Origin of the sequence: Streptomyces sp. NBC_01260 (genome assembly GCF_036226405.1) — a bacterium.
Lineage (GTDB): Bacteria > Actinomycetota > Actinomycetes > Streptomycetales > Streptomycetaceae > Streptomyces > Streptomyces laculatispora.
Genome location: NZ_CP108464.1, coordinates 837,695 through 859,338, shown reverse-complemented (window position 1 = coordinate 859,338; position 21,644 = coordinate 837,695). Strand labels below are relative to the sequence as shown.

17 protein-coding genes and 2 pseudogenes are annotated in these 21,644 nt (G+C 71.5%); 15 read left to right on the top strand and 4 right to left on the bottom strand.

All coding sequences use genetic code 11. The features are described 5' to 3' along the window. Positions 1–103: 103 nt before the first annotated feature. The gene (locus tag OG322_RS03885; RefSeq protein WP_207316621.1) at positions 104–1,006 is read right to left on the bottom strand and encodes a LysR substrate-binding domain-containing protein; all 903 of its coding nucleotides are present in this window, start codon (positions 1,004–1,006) and stop codon (positions 104–106) included. A 118-nt stretch (positions 1,007–1,124) separates the two neighbouring features. Here OG322_RS03885 and OG322_RS03880 point away from each other — a divergent pair, with 118 nt between their 5' ends. Beyond that, entirely contained in the window at positions 1,125–2,147 is a 1,023-nt protein-coding gene (locus OG322_RS03880) for a bile acid:sodium symporter family protein (RefSeq protein ID WP_329306040.1), read from the top strand. An 89-nt stretch (positions 2,148–2,236) separates the two neighbouring features. Here OG322_RS03880 and fdhD read toward each other — a convergent pair whose 3' ends face one another. The 3 genes and pseudogenes from fdhD to OG322_RS41480 all read right to left on the bottom strand — a co-directional run. Then, on the bottom strand, positions 2,237–3,085 hold the full coding sequence (gene fdhD, locus OG322_RS03875) for a formate dehydrogenase accessory sulfurtransferase FdhD (RefSeq protein WP_123464160.1): 849 nt from the start codon (positions 3,083–3,085) through the stop codon (positions 2,237–2,239). 5 nt (positions 3,086–3,090) lie between these two features. Next, positions 3,091–3,246, bottom strand: a pseudogene (locus tag OG322_RS03870) (2Fe-2S iron-sulfur cluster-binding protein); the annotation flags it as partial. Next, positions 3,246–3,353: pseudogene (locus OG322_RS41480) on the bottom strand (oxidoreductase); the annotation flags it as partial. The pseudogenes OG322_RS41480 and OG322_RS03870, both read right to left, overlap by 1 nt. 163 nt (positions 3,354–3,516) lie before the next feature. On the opposite strand from OG322_RS41480, the gene OG322_RS03865 reads away from it, so the two are divergent. The 14 genes from OG322_RS03865 (at position 3,517) to OG322_RS03800 (ending at position 21,643) form a co-directional block, all read left to right on the top strand. Beyond that, positions 3,517–4,467, top strand: coding sequence for a beta-ketoacyl-ACP synthase III (locus tag OG322_RS03865; RefSeq protein WP_123464162.1), 951 nt, complete (start codon positions 3,517–3,519; stop codon positions 4,465–4,467). Positions 4,468–4,530: 63 nt separating this feature from the next. After that, positions 4,531–5,208 carry a GntR family transcriptional regulator gene (locus OG322_RS03860; RefSeq protein ID WP_123464164.1) on the top strand — a complete coding sequence of 226 codons (678 nt, stop codon included), beginning with the start codon at positions 4,531–4,533 and terminating at the stop codon, positions 5,206–5,208. 254 nt (positions 5,209–5,462) lie between these two features. After that, positions 5,463–6,644: an ROK family transcriptional regulator gene (locus OG322_RS03855; RefSeq protein ID WP_123464166.1), complete on the top strand. Its 1,182-nt coding sequence runs from the start codon at positions 5,463–5,465 to the stop codon at positions 6,642–6,644. Positions 6,645–6,847: 203 nt separating this feature from the next. Continuing rightward, complete coding sequence (locus OG322_RS03850; RefSeq protein WP_329306039.1) at positions 6,848–8,374, top strand: sugar ABC transporter ATP-binding protein; 1,527 nt, start codon at positions 6,848–6,850, stop codon at positions 8,372–8,374. Further along, positions 8,371–9,420 carry an ABC transporter permease gene (locus OG322_RS03845; protein ID WP_123464170.1) on the top strand — a complete coding sequence of 350 codons (1,050 nt, stop codon included), beginning with the start codon at positions 8,371–8,373 and terminating at the stop codon, positions 9,418–9,420. Before OG322_RS03850 ends, OG322_RS03845 begins: the two co-directional genes overlap by 4 nt. 71 nt (positions 9,421–9,491) lie before the next feature. Next, positions 9,492–10,532 carry a substrate-binding domain-containing protein gene (locus OG322_RS03840; RefSeq protein WP_123464172.1) on the top strand — a complete coding sequence of 347 codons (1,041 nt, stop codon included), beginning with the start codon at positions 9,492–9,494 and terminating at the stop codon, positions 10,530–10,532. Between the two features lie 68 nt (positions 10,533–10,600). Beyond that, the gene (locus OG322_RS03835; protein WP_329306038.1) at positions 10,601–11,851 is read left to right on the top strand and encodes a Gfo/Idh/MocA family protein; all 1,251 of its coding nucleotides are present in this window, start codon (positions 10,601–10,603) and stop codon (positions 11,849–11,851) included. A 12-nt stretch (positions 11,852–11,863) separates the two neighbouring features. Then, positions 11,864–12,868, top strand: coding sequence for a sugar phosphate isomerase/epimerase family protein (locus tag OG322_RS03830; RefSeq protein ID WP_123464178.1), 1,005 nt, complete (start codon positions 11,864–11,866; stop codon positions 12,866–12,868). A gap of 344 nt (positions 12,869–13,212) precedes the next feature. Continuing rightward, the gene (locus OG322_RS03825; RefSeq protein ID WP_123464180.1) at positions 13,213–16,929 is read left to right on the top strand and encodes a ThuA domain-containing protein; all 3,717 of its coding nucleotides are present in this window, start codon (positions 13,213–13,215) and stop codon (positions 16,927–16,929) included. A gap of 121 nt (positions 16,930–17,050) precedes the next feature. Next, positions 17,051–18,169 carry an inositol-3-phosphate synthase gene (locus tag OG322_RS03820; protein WP_329306037.1) on the top strand — a complete coding sequence of 373 codons (1,119 nt, stop codon included), beginning with the start codon at positions 17,051–17,053 and terminating at the stop codon, positions 18,167–18,169. Next, positions 18,166–19,185 (top strand): SCO3242 family prenyltransferase, encoded by a 1,020-nt coding sequence (locus OG322_RS03815; protein WP_329306036.1) that lies wholly within the window; start codon positions 18,166–18,168, stop codon positions 19,183–19,185. Before OG322_RS03820 ends, OG322_RS03815 begins: the two co-directional genes overlap by 4 nt. Continuing rightward, entirely contained in the window at positions 19,182–20,039 is an 858-nt protein-coding gene (locus tag OG322_RS03810; RefSeq protein ID WP_123464186.1) for a sugar phosphate isomerase/epimerase family protein, read from the top strand. The genes OG322_RS03815 and OG322_RS03810 overlap by 4 nt, the downstream gene beginning before the upstream one ends. A gap of 27 nt (positions 20,040–20,066) precedes the next feature. After that, positions 20,067–20,795 (top strand): EboA domain-containing protein, encoded by a 729-nt coding sequence (locus OG322_RS03805; protein ID WP_329307702.1) that lies wholly within the window; start codon positions 20,067–20,069, stop codon positions 20,793–20,795. Continuing rightward, positions 20,795–21,643, top strand: a complete 849-nt coding sequence (locus OG322_RS03800; protein ID WP_329306035.1) for a TatD family hydrolase — start codon at positions 20,795–20,797, stop codon at positions 21,641–21,643. Before OG322_RS03805 ends, OG322_RS03800 begins: the two co-directional genes overlap by 1 nt. Position 21,644 lies beyond the last annotated feature (1 nt).

The window sequence follows — 21,644 nt, the reverse complement described above, 5'->3', positions numbered from 1 at the left end:
TACGGTTACGGGAGGTTGATCCGCACCTGCCGGGCCTGACCGGGTTGGGCCGCCCCGGCGGAGACCGCCGCGTCCCGTGGATTCTCCCCCCTGGCCGCCCGGGTCATGCGCCGTCCCGTCCACCGATCGCGCCGATCCCGCCCGGCGGGCGGAGCAGCCGGTCGCCGCCCGCCAGGATCGCCGCCGCGAGCGCGTCCGCGGCCTGCTGCGCACCATCCCGGCGACGGCCGTGCAGCAGCACGAAATCCACCTCGCCGAGCTCCGGCAGCCCCGCCCTGGCCGGCACCGGAACCAGTCCGGGCGGGACCAGGCCCCGGCTGTGCGCCATCACGCCGAGCCCCGCGTGGGCGGCCGCGGTCAGCCCGCTGAGGCTGCCGCTGGTGCACGCGACCCGCCAGGAGCGGCCCTGCCCCTCCAGCACCTCCAGCGCGCGGGCCCGGGTGATGCCCGGCGGCGGGAAGAGGATCAGCGGTACCGGGCGGTCCGGGTCGATCCGCAGCCGGGGCGCACCGATCCAGATCAGCGCGTCCTGCCAGACCAGCTCCCCATGGGTGTCACCGGTCCGCCGCTTGGCCAGCACCAGATCGAGCCGCCCCGCCGCCAGTTGCTGGTGCAGCGTGCCCGACAGCTCCACGGTCAGCTCCAGCTCGACCTCCGGATGGTCGCGGCGGAACGACTGGAGGATCTCCGGCAGCCGGGTCAGCACGAAGTCCTCCGAGGCCCCGAACCGCAGCCGCCCGCGCAGCCGGGTGCCGGTGAAGAACGCCGAGGCCCGCTCGTGGGCCTCCAGGATCGTCCGGGCGAAACCCAGCATCGCCTCGCCGTCCACGGTGAGGTCGACCCGGTGCGTGTCACGGGTGAACAGCTGCCGCCCGGTCGCCTCCTCCAGCCGCCGCACGTGCTGACTCACCGTGGACTGCCGCACCCCGAGCCGGCGGGCGGCCCGGGTGAAGCTCAGTGTCTGGGCGACGGCGAGAAAGGTGCGCAGCTGCGCGGGGTCGTACATGGCGCCACGTTATCGCGAACCGTGATCACAGTAAGAGCGGTATACCGGATTCCCGATGTCGGTGATCGGGAGCAGGATAAGGAAGGCACGACCCTGAACGAGAGAACACGTGGAGCACATGAGCCGCCGCACCCTGCAGTTGCCGTCCTGGCTGCCGATCGACCCGTACGTCCTGGCGTTGATCGGCACCGTCGTACTCGCGGCGCTGCTGCCGGCCTCCGGCGCGGCCGCCGAGGTGGCGGGCGGCGCCTCCACCGGAGCGGTCGCGTTCCTCTTCTTTCTCTACGGCGCGCGGCTCTCCACCGCCGAGGCCCTCGACGGCGTCAGGCACTGGCGGCTCCACCTCACCGTCCTGGTCTGCACGTTCGTCGCGTTCCCGCTGCTGGGACTGGCGAGCAGGGGGCTGGTGCCGTACGTACTGACGCCGCAGCTCCAGAGCGGCTTCCTCTTCCTCTGCCTGGTCCCCTCGACCATCCAGTCGTCGATCGCCTTCACCTCGATCGCCCGCGGCAACGTGCCCGCGGCGATCTGCGCGGGCTCCTTCTCCTCGATCGCCGGAATCTTCATCACCCCGCTGCTCGCGGCCGCGCTGCTCGGCAACAGCGGCGGCGGGTTCTCCGGGGACGCGCTGCTGAGGATCGGCGTCCAGCTGCTGCTGCCGTTCGTCGCGGGACAGCTGCTGCGCCGCTGGATCGGCGGCTTCATCACCCGGCACAAGAAGATCCTCGGCCATGTCGACCGGGGCTCGATCCTGCTGGTCGTCTACACCGCGTTCAGCGAGGGCATGGTCGCCGGCATCTGGCACCAGGTCACCCCGGCCCGGCTCGGGGCGCTGCTCGGTGCCGAGGCGGTGCTGCTGGCGCTGATGCTGGCGCTGAGCTGGTACGGGGCGAAGCGGCTCGGTTTCGGCCGGGAGGACCGCATAGCCATCCAGTTCGCCGGTTCGAAGAAGAGCCTGGCCTCCGGCCTGCCCATGGCCAGCGTCCTGTTCGGCGCGCAGGCGGGCCTCGCCGTGCTGCCGCTGATGCTCTTCCACCAGATGCAGCTCATGGTGTGCGCGGTGATCGCGAAGCGGCGTGCCCGGGACCCGGAGGAAGCGGGTGCGGACGGCGCGGCGGTGGAGCCCGTCACGGTGACCTGACGGGCACCGTCCCGGTGGGCTGAGGCCGGCCGGTGCAGGGGGCGCTCCCCGCCGGCCGGACCCCGGACCCGTGCGGCGGGCGGGACGCCTCAGCCCCGGACGGCCGTCGCCTCCAGGGCGATGCGGTGCTCGCCCGCGTACACGTTCATGGAGGGGCCCCGCAGGAAGCCGACCAGGGTCAGCCCGGTCTCCGCCGCCAGGTCGACGGCGAGGGAGGACGGCGCCGAGACGGCCGCCAGCATCGGGATACCGGCCATCACCGCCTTCTGCGCCAGCTCGAAGGAGGCCCGCCCGGAGACCAGCAGGATCGACCGGGACAGCGGCAGCCGGTTGTCGGTGAGGGCCCGGCCGACCAGCTTGTCGACCGCGTTGTGCCGGCCCACGTCCTCCCGTATGTCCATCAGCTCGCCCGTCTCGGAGAACAGCGCCGCCGCGTGCAGGCCCCCGGTCCGGTCGAACACCGGCTGCGAGGCGCGCAGCCGGTCGGGGAGGGCGGCCAGCAGCGCCGGCTCGACCCGGACCGGGGGAGTGTCGGCGACGGGGTGCCGGGTCGTGGTGCGGACCGCGTCCAGACTGGCCTTGCCGCACAGCCCGCAGGAGGACGTCGTGTAGACGTTGCGCTCCAGCGTGATGTCGGGGACCACGACGCCGGGCGCGAGCCGCACATCCACCACGTTGTACGTGTTGACGCCGTCGGACGTCGCCCCGGCGCAGTACGCGATCGACTGCACCTCATGGCCCTCGCCGAGCACGCCCTCGCTCACCAGGAAGCCCGCCGCCAGCGCGAAGTCGTCGCCCGGGGTGCGCATCGTGATGGCGAGCGGCTTGCCGTTCAGCCGGATCTCCAGGGGCTCCTCGGCGACGAGGGTGTCGGGGCGGGTGGAGACGACCCCGTCCCGGATGCGGATGGTGCGGCGGCGCTCGGTGACCCGTCCCATGACCGTTAGACCCGATTCTGTACGTGTTGGAAGCCGAAGCGGCCGTTGATGCAGAGATTGCCGTGGGTCACCGGGTTGTCGTGCGGCGAGGTGACCTTGACGATCTCATTGTCCTGCACGTGGAGGGTGACGTCGCAGCCGACACCGCAGCGGGCGCAGACGCGCACACGGCGCGCGGCGTCGGAACGGGGACCCCGGCCGGAGCGGCCGGCTCGACGACCGCCGCGAGCAGCACGCCGAGTTCCAGGGGCTTGCCCTTCACACTGTCAAGTCGACAGAATATTGTCTACAGTATGCGGTCCAGGCGGTCAAGGCTGTTGTCAAGCCTCCAATCGTCGGCCGGGAATCCTGTGGGATCACGTGCCCCTGTACCGAGCGGTAGCGACCAAGACTGGATGGTTCCTGCCATATGTAGCGAGGGGAACCTGAACATGACCGGCTCACGTGTCGTGGCGCTCGGCCACTATCAGCCCGCCAGGGTGCTCACCAACCATGACCTGGCGGCCATGGTCGACACCAGTGACGAGTGGATCACCAGCCGCGTCGGCATCAAGACCCGTCACCTCGGCGGCCCCGACGAGCCGGTGGACGAGCTGGCCGCGCACGCGGCGGCCAAGGCCCTCGCTGCCGCCGGGCTGCAGCCCGTGGACATCGACCTGGTCCTGGTCGCCACCTCCACGGCGATCGACCGGTCGCCGAGCATGTCGGCCAGGGTCGCCGCCCGGCTCGGTATGACGTCGCCCGCGGTGATGGACATCAACGTGGTCTGTTCCGGTTTCACCCACGCCCTCGCCACCGCCGACCACGCCGTGCGCGCCGGAGCGGCCAGCCGCGCTCTGGTGATCGGCGCCGACAAGATGGGCGACATCGTCGACTGGACCGACCGCTCCAGCTGTGTGCTGATGGGCGACGGCGCCGGTGCGGCGGTCGTGGTCGCCGACTCCGGTGCGGCCGGCCGGCCCGGGATCGGGCCGGTGTTGTGGGGTTCCGTGCCCGGGATGGGGGACGCGGTACGGATCGAGGGGACGCCGCCGCGCTTCGCCCAGGAGGGGCAGTCGGTCTACCGCTGGGCCACCACCCAACTGCCGCCCATCGCGCGCAAGGTGTGCGAGAAGGCCGGAATCACCCCCGAGGATCTCGCCGCGGTGGTGCTGCATCAGGCCAATCTGAGGATCATCGAACCGGTCGCCAGGAAGATCGGCGCGGTCAACGCCGTCATCGCCCGGGATGTCGTGGATTCCGGCAACACGTCGGCCGCCTCGATCCCGATGGCCCTGTCCAAGCTGGTGGAGCGGGGCGAGGTGGCCACCGGCGCTCCGGCGCTGCTTTTCGGCTTCGGCGGGAACCTCAGCTACGCGGGTCAGGTGATCCGCTGTCCCTGAGGGGCCTTGCGCTCGGTAGACTGTAGACGATAAGCAATTGCTCGTCGCTGGAGGGGGACCGCAATGTTGTCCACAGGGCTGCCGCCGGGGGCTGTGCCGAAGCTGGAACGGCCCGGTCCGCTGCGCGAGCGTGTCTACGAGGCGCTGCTGGAACTCATCACCACCCGTGCGCTCCGTCCCGGCCAGCATCTGGTCGAGAGCGAGCTGGCCGGCCATCTCGGGGTGTCCCGGCAGCCGGTGCGCGAGGCGTTGCAGCGGCTCAACACCGAGGGCTGGGTCGATCTGCGGCCCGCCCAGGGCGCGTTCGTCCATGAACCCACGGAGGACGAGGCCGACCAACTGCTCTCGGTCCGTACGCTCCTGGAGGCCGAGGCCGCCCGGCTCGCCGCCGCCAACTCCGGTACGTCGGGCATCGCCGCGCTGGAGGAGCTGTGCGCCAAGGGTGAGCAGGCCGTCGCCGACGACGACGTGGACCTGGCTGTCGCGACCAACGCGGCCTTCCACGCCAAGGTCATGGAGCTGGCGGGCAACGTCGTGCTCGCCGAGCTGGCCGGCCAGGTGGACCGCCGGGTCCGCTGGTACTACACCCCCGTCGCCCGCCGGCGCGGCACCGGGTCCTGGATCGAGCACCGCTCCCTGATCGCCGCGATCTCCTCGCGCGACGAGCAGCAGGCCACGGCGATCATGCGAGCCCACACGGAGCACACCCGCCGGACCTACCACGAGCGCGAAGAGGGCTGACCCCCGCGCTTTCCATGCCCTCGAACGCCGGCTGAGGAATCAGCCCGCCCGGCGATCGGGGGCATTGTCGCGCCCGCCGCCGACGGCGGGCGCCGACTCCCTCCGGGGCCGACGCCGCACCCCTTTGTCCTCAGGGTGGAGAAAGTTGTGGTGGATTCCTGCGCAACTTCTTCCCACTCCGGGCGGGCGCTGCTACGTTCCCCTCCAAAGCCCGACGGACAGGCCGATGTGGCGGGGAGGGGCGCGTGAGACGTATGACGGCACGACCCGCGAATGCGCATCAGGCGCGACTGCTCCGACTGTTGCGCGACGGCGGGCCCAACTCGCGGGCACAGCTGGGGGATCAGGTCGATCTCTCCCGCTCCAAGCTCGCCGTCGAGGTGGACAGACTGCTGGAGACCGGCCTTGTCGTGGCCGACGGACTCGCCGCATCCCGCGGCGGGCGTCGCTCGCACAACATCCGGCTCGCCCCGGCACTGCGCTTCCTCGGTGTCGACATCGGCGCCACCTCGGTCGATGTGGCGGTCACCAACGCGGAGCTGGAGGTCCTGGGCCACCTCAACCACCCCATGGACGTACGCGAGGGCCCCGTCGCCATCTTCGAGCAGGTGCTGTCCATGGCGGCCAAGCTCCGGGCCTCCGGGCTCGCCGAAGGGTTCGACGGCGCGGGCATCGGCGTACCGGGACCGGTCCGCTTCCCCGAGGGGATTCCGGTCGCACCGCCGATCATGCCCGGCTGGGACGGCTTCCCGGTCCGCGAGGCGCTCAGCCAGGAGCTGGGCTGCCCCGTGATGGTCGACAACGATGTGAACCTGATGGCGATGGGGGAGCAGCACGCGGGCGTCGCCCGCTCCGTGGGCGACTTCCTCTGCGTCAAGATCGGCACCGGTATCGGCTGCGGCATCGTCGTCGGCGGAGAGGTCCACCGCGGTACGACGGGCAGTGCGGGCGACATCGGCCACATCCAGGTCGAACCGGACGGGCGCCCCTGTGCCTGTGGCAACCGGGGCTGCCTGGAAGCCCACTTCAGCGGCGCCGCACTGGCCCGCGACGCCGAGGACGCGGCCCGTGCCGGACAGTCCACGGAGCTCGCGGCCCGGCTGGCGGCGTCCGGGAAACTCACCGCCGTCGATGTGGCCGCCGCCGCGGCCGCGGGTGACGCCACCTCGCTCGACCTGATCCGCGAAGGCGGCAACCGGGTCGGTCAGGTCATCGCGGGACTCGTCAGCTTCTTCAACCCCGGTCTGGTGGTGATCGGCGGCGGGGTGACCGGACTGGGTCACACGCTGCTCGCCAGCGTCCGGACCCAGGTCTACCGGCAGTCACTGCCGCTGGCCACCGGCAACCTTCCCATCGTGCTGGGCGAGTTGGGACCCGCCGCCGGAGTGATCGGCGCGGCCCGGCTCATCAGCGACCACCTCTTCTCACCGGCCTGACCCAGCACCACCGGCCCGCGGCGCCGTGTGAGAGCCGCGCACCACCCGCCTGATCGTTCTCCCGTCCGATCCACTTCCCGCCGGACCGACACCCGGCCGGCCAGCAAGAAGGCACTGTCCCCGCGCCGCGGCCGGGGTCCGGGGACACCCCGGGACTGCACTGCGCCCTGCCCGCTCACCGGCACCCGCCGAGGGGATTTGTCATGGCTCCAGAACCACCCCTGCTCACCATGTCCGGCATCACCAAGTCGTTTCCCGGCGTGCGCGCCCTCGACGGCGTCGACCTGGAGGTCCAGGCCGGCGAGGTCCACTGTCTGCTCGGCCAGAACGGGGCCGGGAAATCCACCCTCATCAAGGTGCTCGCCGGGGCTCACCAGCCCGACGGCGGCGAGATCACCTGGCGCGGCTCACCCGCCGTACTCAAGTCGCCCATCACCGCGATGCGTCTCGGGATCGCCACCATCTACCAGGAACTCGACCTGGTGGAGGGGCTGTCGGTCGCCGAGAACGTCTTCCTCGGCCATGAACCCACCAGCGCGGGCTTCGTCGTCCGCACCCGCGAGGGCCGCACCGCGGCCGCCGCACTGCTGAAGCGCCTCGGCCACCCGGAGATCGACCCGGCCCGCCCGGTCGGTGAACTCTCCGCGGCCCAGCAGCAGATCGTCTCGATGGCCCGCGCGCTCTCCCACGACGTACGGCTCATCGTGATGGACGAACCGTCCGCGGCCCTCGACCCCGACGAGGTCGCCAATCTCTTCCGCATCGTCGCCTCCCTGACCGCCGACGGGGTTGCCGTCGTCTACATCTCCCACAGGCTGGAGGAGATCCGCCGGATCGGCGACCGGGTGACCGTACTCAAGGACGGCCGGGCCGTCGCGGTCGGCCTTCCCGCCGAGACCACCCCGACGCGCGACATCGTTGCCATGATGACCGGCCGCAATGTCGAGTACGTCTTCCCGCCGAGGCCCGGAGCCGTCCCCGAGGACTCCGGCGCCGAGCCCGTGCTCAAGGTCGAAGGCCTCTCCAGGAAGGGCGAGTTCGCCCCCGTCGACCTGGAACTCAGGCCCGGCGAGATCGTCGGCCTCGCCGGCCTGGTCGGCTCCGGGCGCTCCGAGATCCTGGAGACGATCTACGGCGCGCGCCGTGCCACCGCCGGACGGGTCACCGTCGCCGGCCGGCCGCTGCGGCCCGGCAGCGTCCGCGCCGCCGTCGCGGCCGGCGTCGGCCTCGCCCCCGAGGAACGCAAGGCGCAGGCCCTGCTGATGCTCGAATCCGTCACCCGCAATGTCTCCGTCTCCTCCATGTCCCGCTTCTCCAGGGGTGGTTGGCTCGACCGGGGCGCGGAGCGCAAGGCGGCCCGCGCCGCCACCCGCGAACTCTCGCTGCGCCCCGACAACCCGGACACCCCCGTCCGCACCCTCTCCGGCGGCAATCAGCAGAAGGCGGTCCTGGCCCGCTGGCTGCTGCGCGGCTGCCGGGTGCTGCTGCTCGACGAACCGACCCGCGGGGTGGACGTCGGCGCCCGCGCCGAGCTCTACGCCGTGATCCGACGGCTGGCCGACGAAGGCCTCGCCGTACTGCTCGTCTCCAGCGAAGTGCCCGAAGTCCTGGGCCTCGCCGACCGGGTGCTGGTGCTCCGCGAAGGCCGCGTCGTGCATACGGCGGACGCCAGGGAGCTCGACGAGCACCGCGTACTCGACCTCGTGATGGAAGGGAGCCCGACGTCATGACGCAGCCCGTCTCCTCGGCACAACAGAGCGGGCCGGACAAGGGCGCCGCGCCCGTATCCGTCCCCGCGTCCCCGAAGAAGGACAGATCCCCGCGAGCCCTCGGGCTGCGCGCGGACCTGCGCAACCTCTCACTGCTCGGTGTCCTCGCCGCACTGATCGTCGTCGGCGGCATCACCGAACCCGACGCCTTCCTGGACTCCGGGAACCTTCAGCTGATCCTGACCCAGGCGTCCGTCATCGGCGTCGTGACCGTCGGGGTGACCTTCGTCATCACCAGCGGCGGCATCGATCTGTCGGTCGGTGCCATGGTCGCCCTGGCCTCGGTCTGGGCCACCACACTCGCCACCCAGGAGTACGGCTTCGCCGGCATCCTGTTCACCGCGATGCTCGTCGGCCTCGGTGCCGGACTGGTCAACGGGCTGCTCATCGCGTACGGCCGGATGGTGCCGTTCATCGCGACGCTGGCGATGCTCGCATCCGCCCGCGGCATGGCCCTCCAGATCACCGACGGCAAGACCCAGATCGTCACGGTCAAGTCCGTCCTCGACCTGGGCCTGCCCGACTCCTACGTCCTCGGCATCCCGCCGCTGGTCATGATGTTCGCCGCGGTGACCGTCGTCGGCTGGCTGGTGCTGAACCGTACGACCTTCGGCCGCCGCACCGTCGCCGTCGGCGGCAACGCGGAAGCGGCCCGGCTGGCCGGCATCGACGTACGGCGCCAGCGCCTCTACCTCTACCTGCTGTCCGGACTGTGCTGCGGCATCGCCGCCTTCATGCTGATCATCCTGTCCGGCTCCGGCCAGAACACCAACGGCAATCTGTACGAGCTCGACGCCATCGCCGCCGCGATCATCGGCGGCACCCTGCTCAGCGGCGGCCGCGGCACCATCGTCGGCTCCGTGCTGGGCGTCCTCGTCTTCACCACGATCACCAACATCTTCGCGCTCAACAACCTGCAGAGCGATGTCCAGCAGATCGCCAAGGGCGCGATCATCGTCGCCGCCGTCCTGGTCCAGCGCCGCACCTCGGCGCACGGGGAGACCTGACCGCAGCTCACCTCTCCCCCAGCTCCTGCCTGTTCCGTATGCCCACGCACCGGATGAAGGGTTTGACAGCCATGCCAGAAACCAGCCGCAGAGGACTGCTCCTCGGCACCGCAGCAGTCTCCGCGGGCGCCTTCCTGACCGCCTGCACCAGCAACGACCCGAAGGAGAAGGACACCGCGGCGCAGAGCAACGCGCCCGCCGCCGACGACAAGCCGGGCAAGCCGGTCACCATCGGCTTCGCGGGTCCGCAGGCCGACCACGGCTGGCTCAACGCGATCAACGAGAACGCCAAGTCGCGGGCGAAGAAGTACTCCGAGGTGACCCTGGAGACCACTGAGGGCTCCAACGACACCGCCGCCCAGATCGGCCAGGTCAAGACCCTCATCAACAAGAAGGTCGACGTCCTCGTCATCCTCCCGGCCGACGGCAAGGCGCTCACCCAGGTGGGCCTGGAGGCGATGCGGGCGGGCATTCCCGTCGTCAACCTGGACCGGATCTTCGCCTCCCCGCAGGCGTACCGCTGCTGGGTCGGCGGCGACAACTACGGGATGGGCCTCAACGCCGGTACGTACATCGGCGAACAGCTCAAGGACAAGCCGAACGCCAAGGTCGTCGAGCTGGCGGGCATCGACAACCTGGAGCTCACCAAGCAGCGCAGCCAGGGCTTCGCCGACGCGCTGAAGAACTACTCCAACATCAAGCTGGTGGCCCGTCAGGCCGCCGACTTCACCGTCGAGTCCGGCCAGGCGAAGATGGCCCAGCTCCTCCAGGCGCAGAAGAAGTTCGACGCCATGTGGAACCACGACGACGACCAGGGCGTGGGCGCGCTGCGCGCCATCCAGCAGGCCGGCCGGGACGAGTTCCTGATGGTCGGCGGGGCCGGGGCCAAGTCCGCGATGGACGCGATCAAGGCAGACAACAGTGTGCTGAAGGCCACCGTTCTCTACCCGCCGACCATGGCGGCCTCGGCCATCGACCTGGCCCGGGCGCTCGGCCAGGGCAAGGGTGTCGCCGGTCTCTCCGAGCTGGAGATCCCGACCAACCTCACGCTCTACTCGGCGGTGGTCACCAAGGAGAACATCGAGCAGTACCTGCCGACGGGCTTCAACTGAACCGCCCCGCAGGAGGGTGCTGACCCTCCTGCCGCACCCACCGAACCATCGATGAGGAGGAAGTCCGGATGGCCCGTAGGGAAGAGACGGAGCAGGAGGCGGCGGCGCCGCCGACGTACCGGCCGATGGCGAGCGCACCGACGCTCGGGGTCGGTATGGTCGGATACGCGTTCATGGGCGCCGCCCACTCGCAGGGGTGGCGCACCGCCGGCCACGTCTTCGAGCTGCCGATGAGACCGGCTCTCGCCGCGATCTGCGGACGCGACCGCAGGGCGGTCGAGGCCGCCGCCGACCGGCACGGCTGGGCGGCTGCGGAGACCGACTGGCGGGCCCTGATCGCCCGGGACGACGTGCAGCTCGTCGACATCTGCACCCCTGGCGACAGTCATGCGGAGATCGCCATCGCGGCCCTGGAGGCGGGCAAGCACGTGCTGTGCGAGAAGCCGCTCGCCAACACGGTCGCGGAGGCGGAGGCCATGACCGAGGCGGCGGAGCGCGCCGCCGCCCGCGGTCAGGTGGCGGTCGTCGGCTTCAACTACCGCAAGGTCCCCGCCCTCACCTACGCCCGGAAGCTGATCGCCGAGGGGCGGCTCGGTACCCTGCGGCACGTTCGCGCCACCTACCTCCAGGACTGGCTGGTCGACCCGGGATCACCGCTCACCTGGCGGCTGGAGCGGGAGCACGCGGGCTCGGGCGCGCTCGGCGACCTCGGGGCGCACATCGTGGACCTCGCCCAGTTCCTGGCGGGGGAGCTGCTGGTCGGGGTGTCGGCGGTGACCGAGACCTTCGTACGCGAACGGCCCCTGCGGGCGGGCCCGGCGGCGGGCCTGTCCGGGGCGGCGGACACCGGTGCGCGAGGGGCGGTGACGGTGGACGACGCGGCGCTCTTCACCGGCCGGCTCGCCTCCGGCGCACTGGCCTCCTTCGAGGCGACGCGGATGGCAGCCGGCCGGAAGAACGCGCTGCGGCTGGAGATCAACGGGGAGCTGGGCTCGCTCGCCTTCGACCTGGAACGGCTCAACGAGCTGTCCTTCCACGACCACACCGAGCCCGCCACCACGGCCGGCTTCCGGCGCATCCTGGTCACCGAGCCCGAGCATCCCTACCTGGAGGCCTGGTGGCCGCCGGGGCACGCGCTCGGATACGAGCACACCTTCATCCACCAGGCCCGCGACGTGGTCCGGACGATCGCCGAACGCTCCGCTCCCACACCGTCGTTCGCGGACGGACTGCAGGTGCAGCGGGTGCTGGCGGCAGTGGAGGAGAGCGCCGCGAAGAACTCCGTGCACACCCCCGTCCACACCACCGCACAGCTCTAGGAGGTCCTGCGCATGCCCCGTCCCTTCACCCTCTTCACCGGTCAATGGGCCGACCTGCCACTGGAGGACGTCTGCCGGTACGCCCGCGACTTCGGTTACGACGGGCTCGAACTCGCCTGCTGGGGAGACCACTTCGAGGTCGACAAGGCGCTTGCCGACCCGGGTTACCTGGAGGGGCGCCGCCGGCTGCTCGACACGTACGGGCTGAAGTGCTGGGCGATCTCCAACCACCTGGTCGGGCAGGCCGTCTGCGACAACCCGATCGACGAGCGCCACCAGGGCATCCTGCCCGCCCGGATCTGGGGCGACGGGGAGCCCGAGGGGGTGCGCCGCAGGGCCGCCGAGGAGATGAAGGACACCGCGCGGGCGGCCGCCGCCTTCGGGGTGCGTACGGTCATCGGGTTCACCGGTTCCTCGATCTGGCACCTGGTCGCGATGTTCCCGCCGGTTCCGCCGCACATGATCGAGCGGGGGTACGAGGACTTCGCCGAGCGCTGGAACCCGATCCTGGACGTGTTCGACGCGCAGGGGGTGCGCTTCGCCCACGAGGTGCATCCGAGCGAGATCGCGTACGACTACTGGACCACGCACCGCGCGCTGGAGGCCGTCGGCCACCGGCCCGCCTTCGGGCTGAACTTCGACCCGAGCCACTTCGTCTGGCAGGACCTGGATCCGGTCGGCTTCCTGTACGACTTCCGGGACCGGATCTACCACGTGGACTGCAAGGAGGCCCGCAAGCGCCTGGACGGCCGCAACGGCCGGCTCGGCTCCCACCTGCCGTGGGGCGACCCGCGGCGCGGCTGGGACTTCGTCTCGGCGGGGCACGGCGATGTGCCGTGGGAGGACGTGTTCCGGATGCTGCGGTCCATCGAGTACGACGGGCCGGTCTCCGTGGAGTGGGAGGACGCGGGCATGGACCGCCTGACGGGCGCGCCGGAGGCGCTGACGTCGCTGAAGCGGTTCGATTTCGACCCGCCGAGCGCGTCGTTCGACGCGGCGTTCGGCGGCAAGGACTGACCGGGCCCGGGGGCGCCGCCCTTGCGGGGGCGCCCCCGGACCCCCGCTCCTCATTCACCGGAGAGGCTTGATCGCGCACCGCTCGCGGCACACCGCACGCCGTCGGGCCGGTCCCCGCTGCCCTCGCCCCTCTTTGTCCTGACCAAGGAAAAAGTTCAACAACATCGCTGCACAAGGGCTTTCCGTCCTGGACGAACAGGTCTACCGTCCAGAACGTGTACACGACATAACCCCCGTCACGGGAGCCACACAGGCCCCGACCGATCTGCGCGGCAGTCCCCGCGCGAAACGGCACGGCAGCACCCGCACCCGCCCGTACCACCGGCACTCTCCGGAGGACACTCGTGCACAGAACCCGAAGCAGGACCGGAACCAGACTCCGCGTCCGCAAATCCCTCGCCCTGTTCACCGGCGCCCTGCTCGCCGCCGCGACCCTCACTCTGGGCGGCACGCCCACAACGGCCGCCGCCCACGAGGAACCCGCCCCCGCCCCGGCCTCCGAGGACTTCCAGCAGGTCACCCTCGCCAAGGGCGCCGCCGAGACCGGCGAGCCCATGACGCTGGCCGTGCTCCCCGACCGCAGCGTGCTGCACACCTCGCGCACCGGCGAGCTGCGCCTCACCGACAGCTCGGGCAACACCAGCGTCGCAGGCACCGTCCCCGTCTACTCGCACGACGAGGAAGGCCTCCAGGGCGTCGGCATCGACCCGGACTTCGCCGAGAACCGGGCGATCTACCTCTACTACGCACCTCCGATGGACACCCCGGACGGCGACGCCCCCGAGACCGGCACCGCCGCCGACTTCGCCAAGTTCGACGGCGTCAACCGGCTCTCCCGCTTCGTCCTCAAGGAGGACGGCACGCTCGACCTGGGCAGCGAGAAGAAGGTCCTCGACGTCAAGACGTCCCGCGGCATCTGCTGCCACGTCGGCGGCGACATCGACTTCGACGCCGACGGCAACCTGTACCTGTCGACCGGCGACGACTCCAACCCCTTCGCCTCCGACGGCTACAGCCCCCTCGACGCCCGCCCCGACCGCAACCCGGCGTTCGACGCCCGGCGCTCCGCCGGCAACAGCAACGACCTGCGCGGCAAGATCCTCCGGATCAAGGTGGCCGACGACGGCTCGTACACCGTCCCGGACGGCAACCTCTTCGCCCCGGGCACGGACAAGACCCGCCCCGAGATCTACGCCATGGGCTTCCGCAACCCGTTCCGCTTCAGCGTCGACAAGGCCACCGGCATCGTCTACGTCGGCGACTACGGTCCGGACGCGGGCGCGGCCGACCCCAAGCGCGGACCGGCCGGACAGGTCGAGTTCGCCCGGGTCACCAAGGCCGGCAACTTCGGCTGGCCGTTCTGCACGGGTGACAACGACCCCTACATCGACTACGACTTCGCCACCAAGACCTCCGGCGCCGCCTTCGACTGCGCGGCCCCGAAGAACACCTCGCCGCACAACACCGGCATCGTCGACCTGCCCCCGGCGCAGGCCGCCTGGATCCCCTACGACGGCGGCTCCGTCCCGGAGTTCGGCACCGGATCCGAGTCCCCGATGGGCGGACCGGTCTACCACTACGACGCCGACCTCGACTCGCCCGTGAAGTTCCCGGAGGCGTACGACGGCGACTTCTTCGCCGGTGAGTTCGGCCGGCAGTGGATCAAGCGTATCGAGCAGGACGCCGACGGCGCCGTGCAGTCGATCAACGACATCCCGTGGTCCGGCACACAGGTGATGGACATGGCCTTCGGACCCGACGGGGCGCTCTACGTCCTGGACTACGGCCTCTCCTGGTTCGGCGGCGACGAGCACTCCGCGCTCTACCGAATCGAGAACGCCACAGGGGGGCGCTCCCCGATCGCGGAGGCCGCGGTCAACAAGACCTCGGGCGCCGCGCCGCTGAAGGCGAAGTTCTCCTCGGCCGGCACCTCGGACGGCGACGGCGACGCCCTCACCTACGCCTGGGACTTCGGCGACGGGGGAACCTCCACCGACCCCAACCCCACGTACACGTACAAGAAGAACGGCACCTACACCGCGACCGTCACCGCGCAGGACCCCTCCGGACGCACCGGTTCGGCGAGCGTCCATGTGACCGTCGGCAACACGGCCCCGACCGTGAGCCTCGAACTCCCCGGTGACGGGCAGCTGTTCACCTTCGGGGACGCGATCCCGTTCAAGGTGAACGTGACCGACCCCGAGGACGGCACGATCGACTGCTCCAAGATCGAGGTCCGCTTCGTCCTCGGTCACGACAGCCACGGCCACCCGATCACCTCGGCGCACGGCTGCACCGGCACCATCAAGACCGACATGGACGGCGGGCACGACCCCAACGCCAACATCTTCGGGGTCATCGACGCCTCGTACACCGACGGCGGGGGCGGCGGCCAGGCCGCGCTGACCGGCCACGACCAGTCGCAGCTCCAGCCGCGCCACCGCCAGGCCGAGCACTTCACCGGCTCGTCCGGCATCAAGACGTACGACAAGGCGAACGCCGAGGGCGGCAAGACCGTCGGCGACATCGACAACGGCGACTGGATCTCCTTCAAGCCGTACATCCTCGGCGACTCCACCAAGCTCACCGCCCGGATCTCCTCCGGCGGCGCCGGCGGCTTCCTCGAAGTACGGTCCGGCTCGGCGACCGGCAAGATCCTCGGCTCCGCACCGGTCCCGGTGACCGGCGGCTGGGAGACCTTCCAGGACATCGACGTACCGCTGCGCGGCGTCCCGAAGAAGGCCACCGAGCTCTTCCTGGTCTTCAAGGGAGGCGAGGGCGCGCTCTACGACATCGATGACTTCGAGCTCTCCAACACCCCGCCCGACAAGACCGCCAAGCGCGTCCTGGCCTTCTCCAAGACCGCCGGCTTCCGCCACGACGCGATTGGTGAGGGCATCGCCGCACTGAAGGAGATCGGCAAGGACAGCAACATCACGGTCGACGCCACGGAGGAGGCCGGCCAGTTCACCACCGCCAACCTGGCCCGCTACGACGCCGTCGTCTTCATGTCGACAACGGGTGATGTCCTCAACGCCGACCAGCAGAAGGCGTTCGAGAACTACGTGTCCACCGGCGGCGGCTTCGTCGGCGTGCACGCCGCCGCCGACACCGAGTACGACTGGCCGTTCTACGGCGGACTCGTCGGCGCGTACTTCGACAGCCACCCCGCCATCCAGCCCGTCACCGTCCGGGTCGAGGACCGCAAGAACCCGGCGACCGCACACCTGGGCGACGCCTGGGACCGCACCGACGAGCTGTACAACTACCGCACCAACCCGCGCGGCAAGGTCAAGGTCCTCGCCACCCTCGACGAGACGACCTACACCGGCGGCAATATGAAGGGCGACCACCCGATCACCTGGTGCCAGAGCTACCAGGGCGGCCGCTCCTTCTACACCGGCCTCGGCCACACCAAGGAGTCCTACGCCGACCCGGACTTCCGCAAGCTCCTCTCGGGCGGTATGCGGTACGCGGCCGGCCAGGTGAAGGCCGACTGCAAGCCGGACACCGGCTACCGGCCGATCTTCAACGGCAAGACGCTCGAAGGCTGGAAGCAGGCGGGCCCCGGCAAGTTCAACGTCGTCGACGGCGAGCTGCGCTCCGAAGGCGGCATGGGCCTGCTCACCTACCAGGCCAAGGAGCTGAAGTCGTACTCCCTGAAGCTCGACTGGAAGCTGGCGGGCGATGACAACTCCGGCGTCTTCGTCGGCTTCCCGGAGTCCGACGACCCCTGGTCCGCCGTCAACAACGGCTACGAGGTCCAGATCGACGCCACCGACGCCGCCGACCGCACCACCGGCGCCGTCTACACCTTCAAGTCGGCCAACATCAAGGCCCGTGACCAGGTCCTCAGGCCGCCCGGCCAGTGGAACAGCTACGAGATCAAGGTCCAGGGTGAACGTCTCCAGATCTTCCTCAACGGAGTGAAGATCAACGACTTCACCAACACCGATCCGGCCCGCAGCCTCAAGGACGGCTACATCGGCCTCCAGAACCACGGGGCCGACGACCAGGTGTCCTTCCGCGACATCCAGCTGAAGGAACTGCCCTCCGCATAGGGCCACCGCCCGGACGGCGGGCGGGGCAGCACGCCCCCGCCCGCCGTCCGCAGCCCCCTTCTCCCCGTGCACAGCGCCACCAGCTCTGCCCAGCCAGGACCCCCAGCCAGGGAGGCAGCCCGTGTCAGCACACGCCGTTCGTACCGGAGTCTGGTTCATCGGAGCACGCGGCTCCGTCGCCACCACCGCCACGGCGGGGTGCGCAGCGGTCGCGGCGGGCCTCCACCCGGCCGCAGGCATGGTCACCGAGACCCCGCCGTTCGCCGAGAGCGGTCTGCCACCCGTGGCCTCGCTCGTCTTCGGCGGACACGACACCCTGGACTGCCCCCTCCCCAAACGGGCCGAGGTACTCGCCGCCGGGGGAGTGCTGCCGCACGGGCTCCCCTCCGCCGTGCAGTCCGAACTCGCAGCGGCCGACGCGGAGATCCGCCCCGGGGGACCGCTCCCCGGCGACACCCGCACGGACGAGGAGCTCGTCACCGCGTTCGCCGCCGACATCACCGGATTCGGCCGCCGCAACGGCCTGGCCAGGACCGTCGTCGTGAACGTCGCCTCCACCGAGCCGACGCCCGCGCCCGGCGCGCAGCGGCTGCCCGCCAGCTCGCTCTACGCCGCGGCGGCGCTCCGCGCCGGCTGTCCGTACGTCAACTTCACCCCCTCCACCGGGCTGCGTACCCCCGCCCTCCAAACCGCCGTCGCGGCCTGCGCCCTTCCTCACGCGGGCCGCGACGGCAAGACCGGCCAGACCCTGCTGCGCTCCGTGCTCGCCCCGATGTTCGTGCAGCGGGCCCTGCCGGTACGGGCCTGGTCCGGCACCAATCTGCTGGGCGGCGGGGACGGGGCGGCACTGGCCGACCCGGCCGCGGCCGCCGCGAAGAACGCCGGCAAGGAACGCGTCCTGGCCGACACGCTCGGCTCCGCCCCCGAGGGCGAGGTCCACATCGACGACGTGCCGGCACTCGGCGACTGGAAGACGGCCTGGGACCACATCGCGTTCGACGGTTTCCTCGGCGCGCGCATGGTGCTCCAGACCACCTGGCAGGGGTGCGACTCGGCACTCGCCGCGCCCCTGGTGCTCGACCTGGCACGGCTGCTGGCCCGCGCCCACGAGGCGGGCCTGACCGGCCCGCGCCCCGAACTCGGCTTCTACTTCAAGGACCCGGACGGCGGACCTGCCGCACTGTCCGCGCAGTACCTGGCGCTGCTCGCCTTCGCGGAGCGGCTGCGGGGGGAGAAGTGACCGTGCGCGCCTGGGCGGAGCTGCTCAGGGTCTCCGCACTCTTCACCGTGCCGGGCGACGCGCTGGCGGGCGCGGCGGCTCTCGGACGCCGCCCCAACCGTTCCACCGCCCTCGCCGTCGGCGCCTCGCTCTGTCTGTACGAGGCGGGCATGGCCCTCAACGACTGGGCCGACCGCGACGAGGACGCCGTGGACCGCCCGCACCGCCCGATCCCCTCAGGCCGGATCACGCCCCGCGCGGCGCTCGTCGCGGCCGGTGCGCTGACCGCGGCGGGCCTGGCCCTCGCCGCCCGCGCGGGACGCCCGGCCCTGACGGTGGCCACCGGCCTCGCGGCGACGGTCTGGGCGTACGACCTCCGCCTGAAGCACACCCCGGCGGGCCCGGCGGCCATGGCGGCGGCCCGCGGCCTGGACCTGCTGCTGGGCGCGACGGCGACGGCGACGGCCGCGCACTCCACCCGCGCCACTGGTCCGGCCACCACGGCCTCCGCCCGTGCCGCGCTGCCCGCGGCCCTGCCCGCCGCCGCCCTGCTGACGGCGCACACCTACGCGGTCACCGCCGTCTCGCGCCATGAGGCACAGGGCGGTTCCACCACCGCACCCCTCGCCGCCCTCGGAGCGGTCGTCGCGCTCGGCGGCGTCGCGGTGCGGGAGCGGCGGGGAGAGGCCGACGCGGCGCTGCCTGCCGGCGGCGGCGGCACTGCCCCGCCCGGCTCCCGTGCCGGAGGCGGCGCCCCCGCGAACGCACGCGCCCGCACCGGAGCGAGCGCCCCCGCCCGTCTCCTGCTCACCGCGCTCACCGGCGCCTACCTCCGCACCGCCGCCCGCCCGCTCGTCCACGCCGCGCTCAACCCGTCGCCGCCGCTCACCCAGCGCGCCGTCGGCAGCGGTATCCGGGCGATGATCCCGCTCCAGGCCGCCCTCGCCGCCCGGTCCGGCGCGTCCGGCACGGCGCTCGCCGTCATGGGCCTCGTCCCGCTCGCCCGCAGTCTCGCCCGGAAGGTGAGCCCCACATGACGATCCGCCTCGGCTACGGCACCAACGGACTCACCGACCTCCGCCTCGGCGACGCCCTCGCACTCCTCGCGGACCTCGGCTACGAGGGGGTCGGGCTGACCCTCGACCACATGCACCTCGATCCGATGGGCCCGGACCTCCTCGCCCGCACCCGGCAGGCCGCCGCCAGGCTCCAGGCGCTGGGTCTCGGCGTCACCGTGGAGACCGGGGCCCGCTACGTCCTGGACCCGCGCCGCAAGCACGGCCCCTCGCTGCTCGACCCGGACCCCGAGGCCAGGGCCGCCCGGACCGGGCTGCTGGTCCGGGCCGTCGGCGTCGCCGCCGAGCTCGGCGCCCACGCCGTGCACTGCTTCAGCGGGGTCATGCCACTGGGCACCGCTCCCGACACCGGCTGGGAGCGGCTGACCGGCGCCCTCGCTCCGGTCCTCGACGCCGCGGAACGAGCGGGTGTGCCGCTGGCCATCGAGCCCGAGCCCGGACATCTCCTCAGCCACCTCTCCGACTTCCACCACCTGCGCGCGCTGTGCGGTGACCCGGAACCGCTCGGACTCACCCTCGACATCGGCCACTGCCAGTGCCTGGAGCAGGCCTCGCCCGTCGACTGCGTACGCGAAGCGGCCCCCTGGCTGCGACACGTCCAGATCGAGGACATGCGCTGCGGCATCCACGAACACCTCCCCTTCGGCGAGGGAGAGATCGACTTCCCGCCCGTGCTCGCCGCCCTCGACGCCCTCGGCGACACCGGATACGCCGGACTCACCGTCGTCGAGCTGCCCCGCCACTCCCACGCGGGCCCCGAACTCGCCCAGAGCTCGATCGAGTTCCTCCGCAAGCACGCTCCGTCGAGCCACTAGACCCCGGAAGGGAGCAACGCCATGCCGATGACCTCGCCGGATGCCCCGCTGCTGACCCGCAAGGAGCTCGACGCGCAGCTCGGCGGCGCCGCACGCGCCTGGCTCGACGAAGCACTCGCCGAGGCCGCCCACGCCGCCGCCCATCCGGACGCCGAACCTTCCCGCAACGTGTACGCCGTCCCCTCGTGGGAACTGCGGTACGCCGCAGCGGGCCGCCACTGCGGACTCGAACACGCCGACTCCGTACGCGCCCTGCTGCTCATCGAGGCCCGCGCCGGACTGGCCGCCGCGACCCGGCTCTACGAACAGGGCACCGCCGCCGAACGGCGCGCCGTCCTGCTCGTACTGCCCGCACTGGACCTCGGCGCCACCGCCCTGGCCCTCGTCGAGGACGCTCTGCGCGCCAACGACACCACACTGATCGCCGCCGCCGTCGGCCCGTACGCCGGCGAGCATCTCGATCCGCACAACTGGCGCCACGCCGTCCTCAAATGCCTCTTCACCGGTGTCCCCGTCGCCGCCGTCGACCAGCTGGCCCGGCGGTCCCGCGGCGACGCGGAACTCGCCCGGATGCTGGGCGACTACGCGGCCGAGCGCATCGCGGCAGGCCGCCCCGTCCCCGCCGACCTGCACCGGGTACTCGCCCTCACGGCCCCCGGCCCGAGCGCCCCCGGCTCCACCACCACCGCCACCGGTCCCGCTGCCCCCGGTCCCGCCGCCCCCACGGCCCCAACGGCCCCATCGGAGGAGTCCTGATGCGCATCTTCGACCCCCATATCCACATGACGTCCCGCACCACGGACGACTATCAGGCGATGTACGACGCCGGGGTCCGGGCCCTCGTCGAACCCTCCTTCTGGCTCGGCCAGCCCCGCACCTCGCCGAGCAGCTTCTTCGACTACTTCGACGCGCTGCTCGGCTGGGAGCCGTTCCGCGCCGCCCAGTACGGCATCGCGCACCACTGCACCCTCGCCCTCAATCCCAAGGAGGCGAACGACCCCCGCTGCACCCCCGTCCTGGACGCCCTGCCGCGCTATCTCGTCAAGGACTCCGTCGTCGCCGTCGGCGAGATCGGCTACGACTCCATGACCCCGGCCGAGGACACCGCGCTGGCCGCCCAGCTTCAGCTCGCCGCCGACCACGGGCTGCCCGCCCTCGTCCACACCCCGCACCGCGACAAGCTCGCCGGGCTGCGCCGCACGATCGACGTCGTCCGCGAATCCCACCTCGCCCCGGAACTGGTCGTGCTCGACCACCTCAACGAGACGACGGTGAAGGAAGCCCTCGACAGCGGCTGCTGGGCCGGCTTCTCCATCTACCCCGACACCAAGATGGACGAGGACCGCATGGTCGCCGTCCTCAAGCTCCACGGCACCGAGAAGGTCCTGGTCAACTCCGCCGCCGACTGGGGCAGGAGCGACCCGCTGAAGACCCGCGGCGTCGGCGACGCCATGCTGGCCGCCGGCTTCACCGAGGACGACGTCGACCAGGTCCTGTGGCGCAACCCCGTCGCCTTCTACCGCCAGAGCGGCCGCCTCCACCTGGACACCGCCGACCCGGAACCGCTCCACGAGGGCAACTCCATCCTCCGCGGCGGGGAGTGAG

Excerpts from the sequence above, each read along its gene's own strand:
- OG322_RS03885 (WP_207316621.1), bottom strand. The coding sequence starts at position 1,006 with ATGTACGACCCCGCGCAGCTGCGCACCTTTCTCGCCGTCGCCCAGACA.
- OG322_RS03880 (WP_329306040.1), top strand. The coding sequence starts at position 1,125 with ATGAGCCGCCGCACCCTGCAGTTGCCGTCCTGGCTGCCGATCGACCCG.
- fdhD (WP_123464160.1), bottom strand. The coding sequence starts at position 3,085 with ATGGGACGGGTCACCGAGCGCCGCCGCACCATCCGCATCCGGGACGGG.
- OG322_RS03865 (WP_123464162.1), top strand. The coding sequence starts at position 3,517 with ATGACCGGCTCACGTGTCGTGGCGCTCGGCCACTATCAGCCCGCCAGG.
- OG322_RS03860 (WP_123464164.1), top strand. The coding sequence starts at position 4,531 with ATGTTGTCCACAGGGCTGCCGCCGGGGGCTGTGCCGAAGCTGGAACGG.
- OG322_RS03855 (WP_123464166.1), top strand. The coding sequence starts at position 5,463 with ATGACGGCACGACCCGCGAATGCGCATCAGGCGCGACTGCTCCGACTG.
- OG322_RS03850 (WP_329306039.1), top strand. The coding sequence starts at position 6,848 with ATGGCTCCAGAACCACCCCTGCTCACCATGTCCGGCATCACCAAGTCG.
- OG322_RS03845 (WP_123464170.1), top strand. The coding sequence starts at position 8,371 with ATGACGCAGCCCGTCTCCTCGGCACAACAGAGCGGGCCGGACAAGGGC.
- OG322_RS03840 (WP_123464172.1), top strand. The coding sequence starts at position 9,492 with ATGCCAGAAACCAGCCGCAGAGGACTGCTCCTCGGCACCGCAGCAGTC.
- OG322_RS03835 (WP_329306038.1), top strand. The coding sequence starts at position 10,601 with ATGGCCCGTAGGGAAGAGACGGAGCAGGAGGCGGCGGCGCCGCCGACG.
- OG322_RS03830 (WP_123464178.1), top strand. The coding sequence starts at position 11,864 with ATGCCCCGTCCCTTCACCCTCTTCACCGGTCAATGGGCCGACCTGCCA.
- OG322_RS03810 (WP_123464186.1), top strand. The coding sequence starts at position 19,182 with ATGACGATCCGCCTCGGCTACGGCACCAACGGACTCACCGACCTCCGC.
- OG322_RS03805 (WP_329307702.1), top strand. The coding sequence starts at position 20,067 with ATGACCTCGCCGGATGCCCCGCTGCTGACCCGCAAGGAGCTCGACGCG.
- OG322_RS03800 (WP_329306035.1), top strand. The coding sequence starts at position 20,795 with ATGCGCATCTTCGACCCCCATATCCACATGACGTCCCGCACCACGGAC.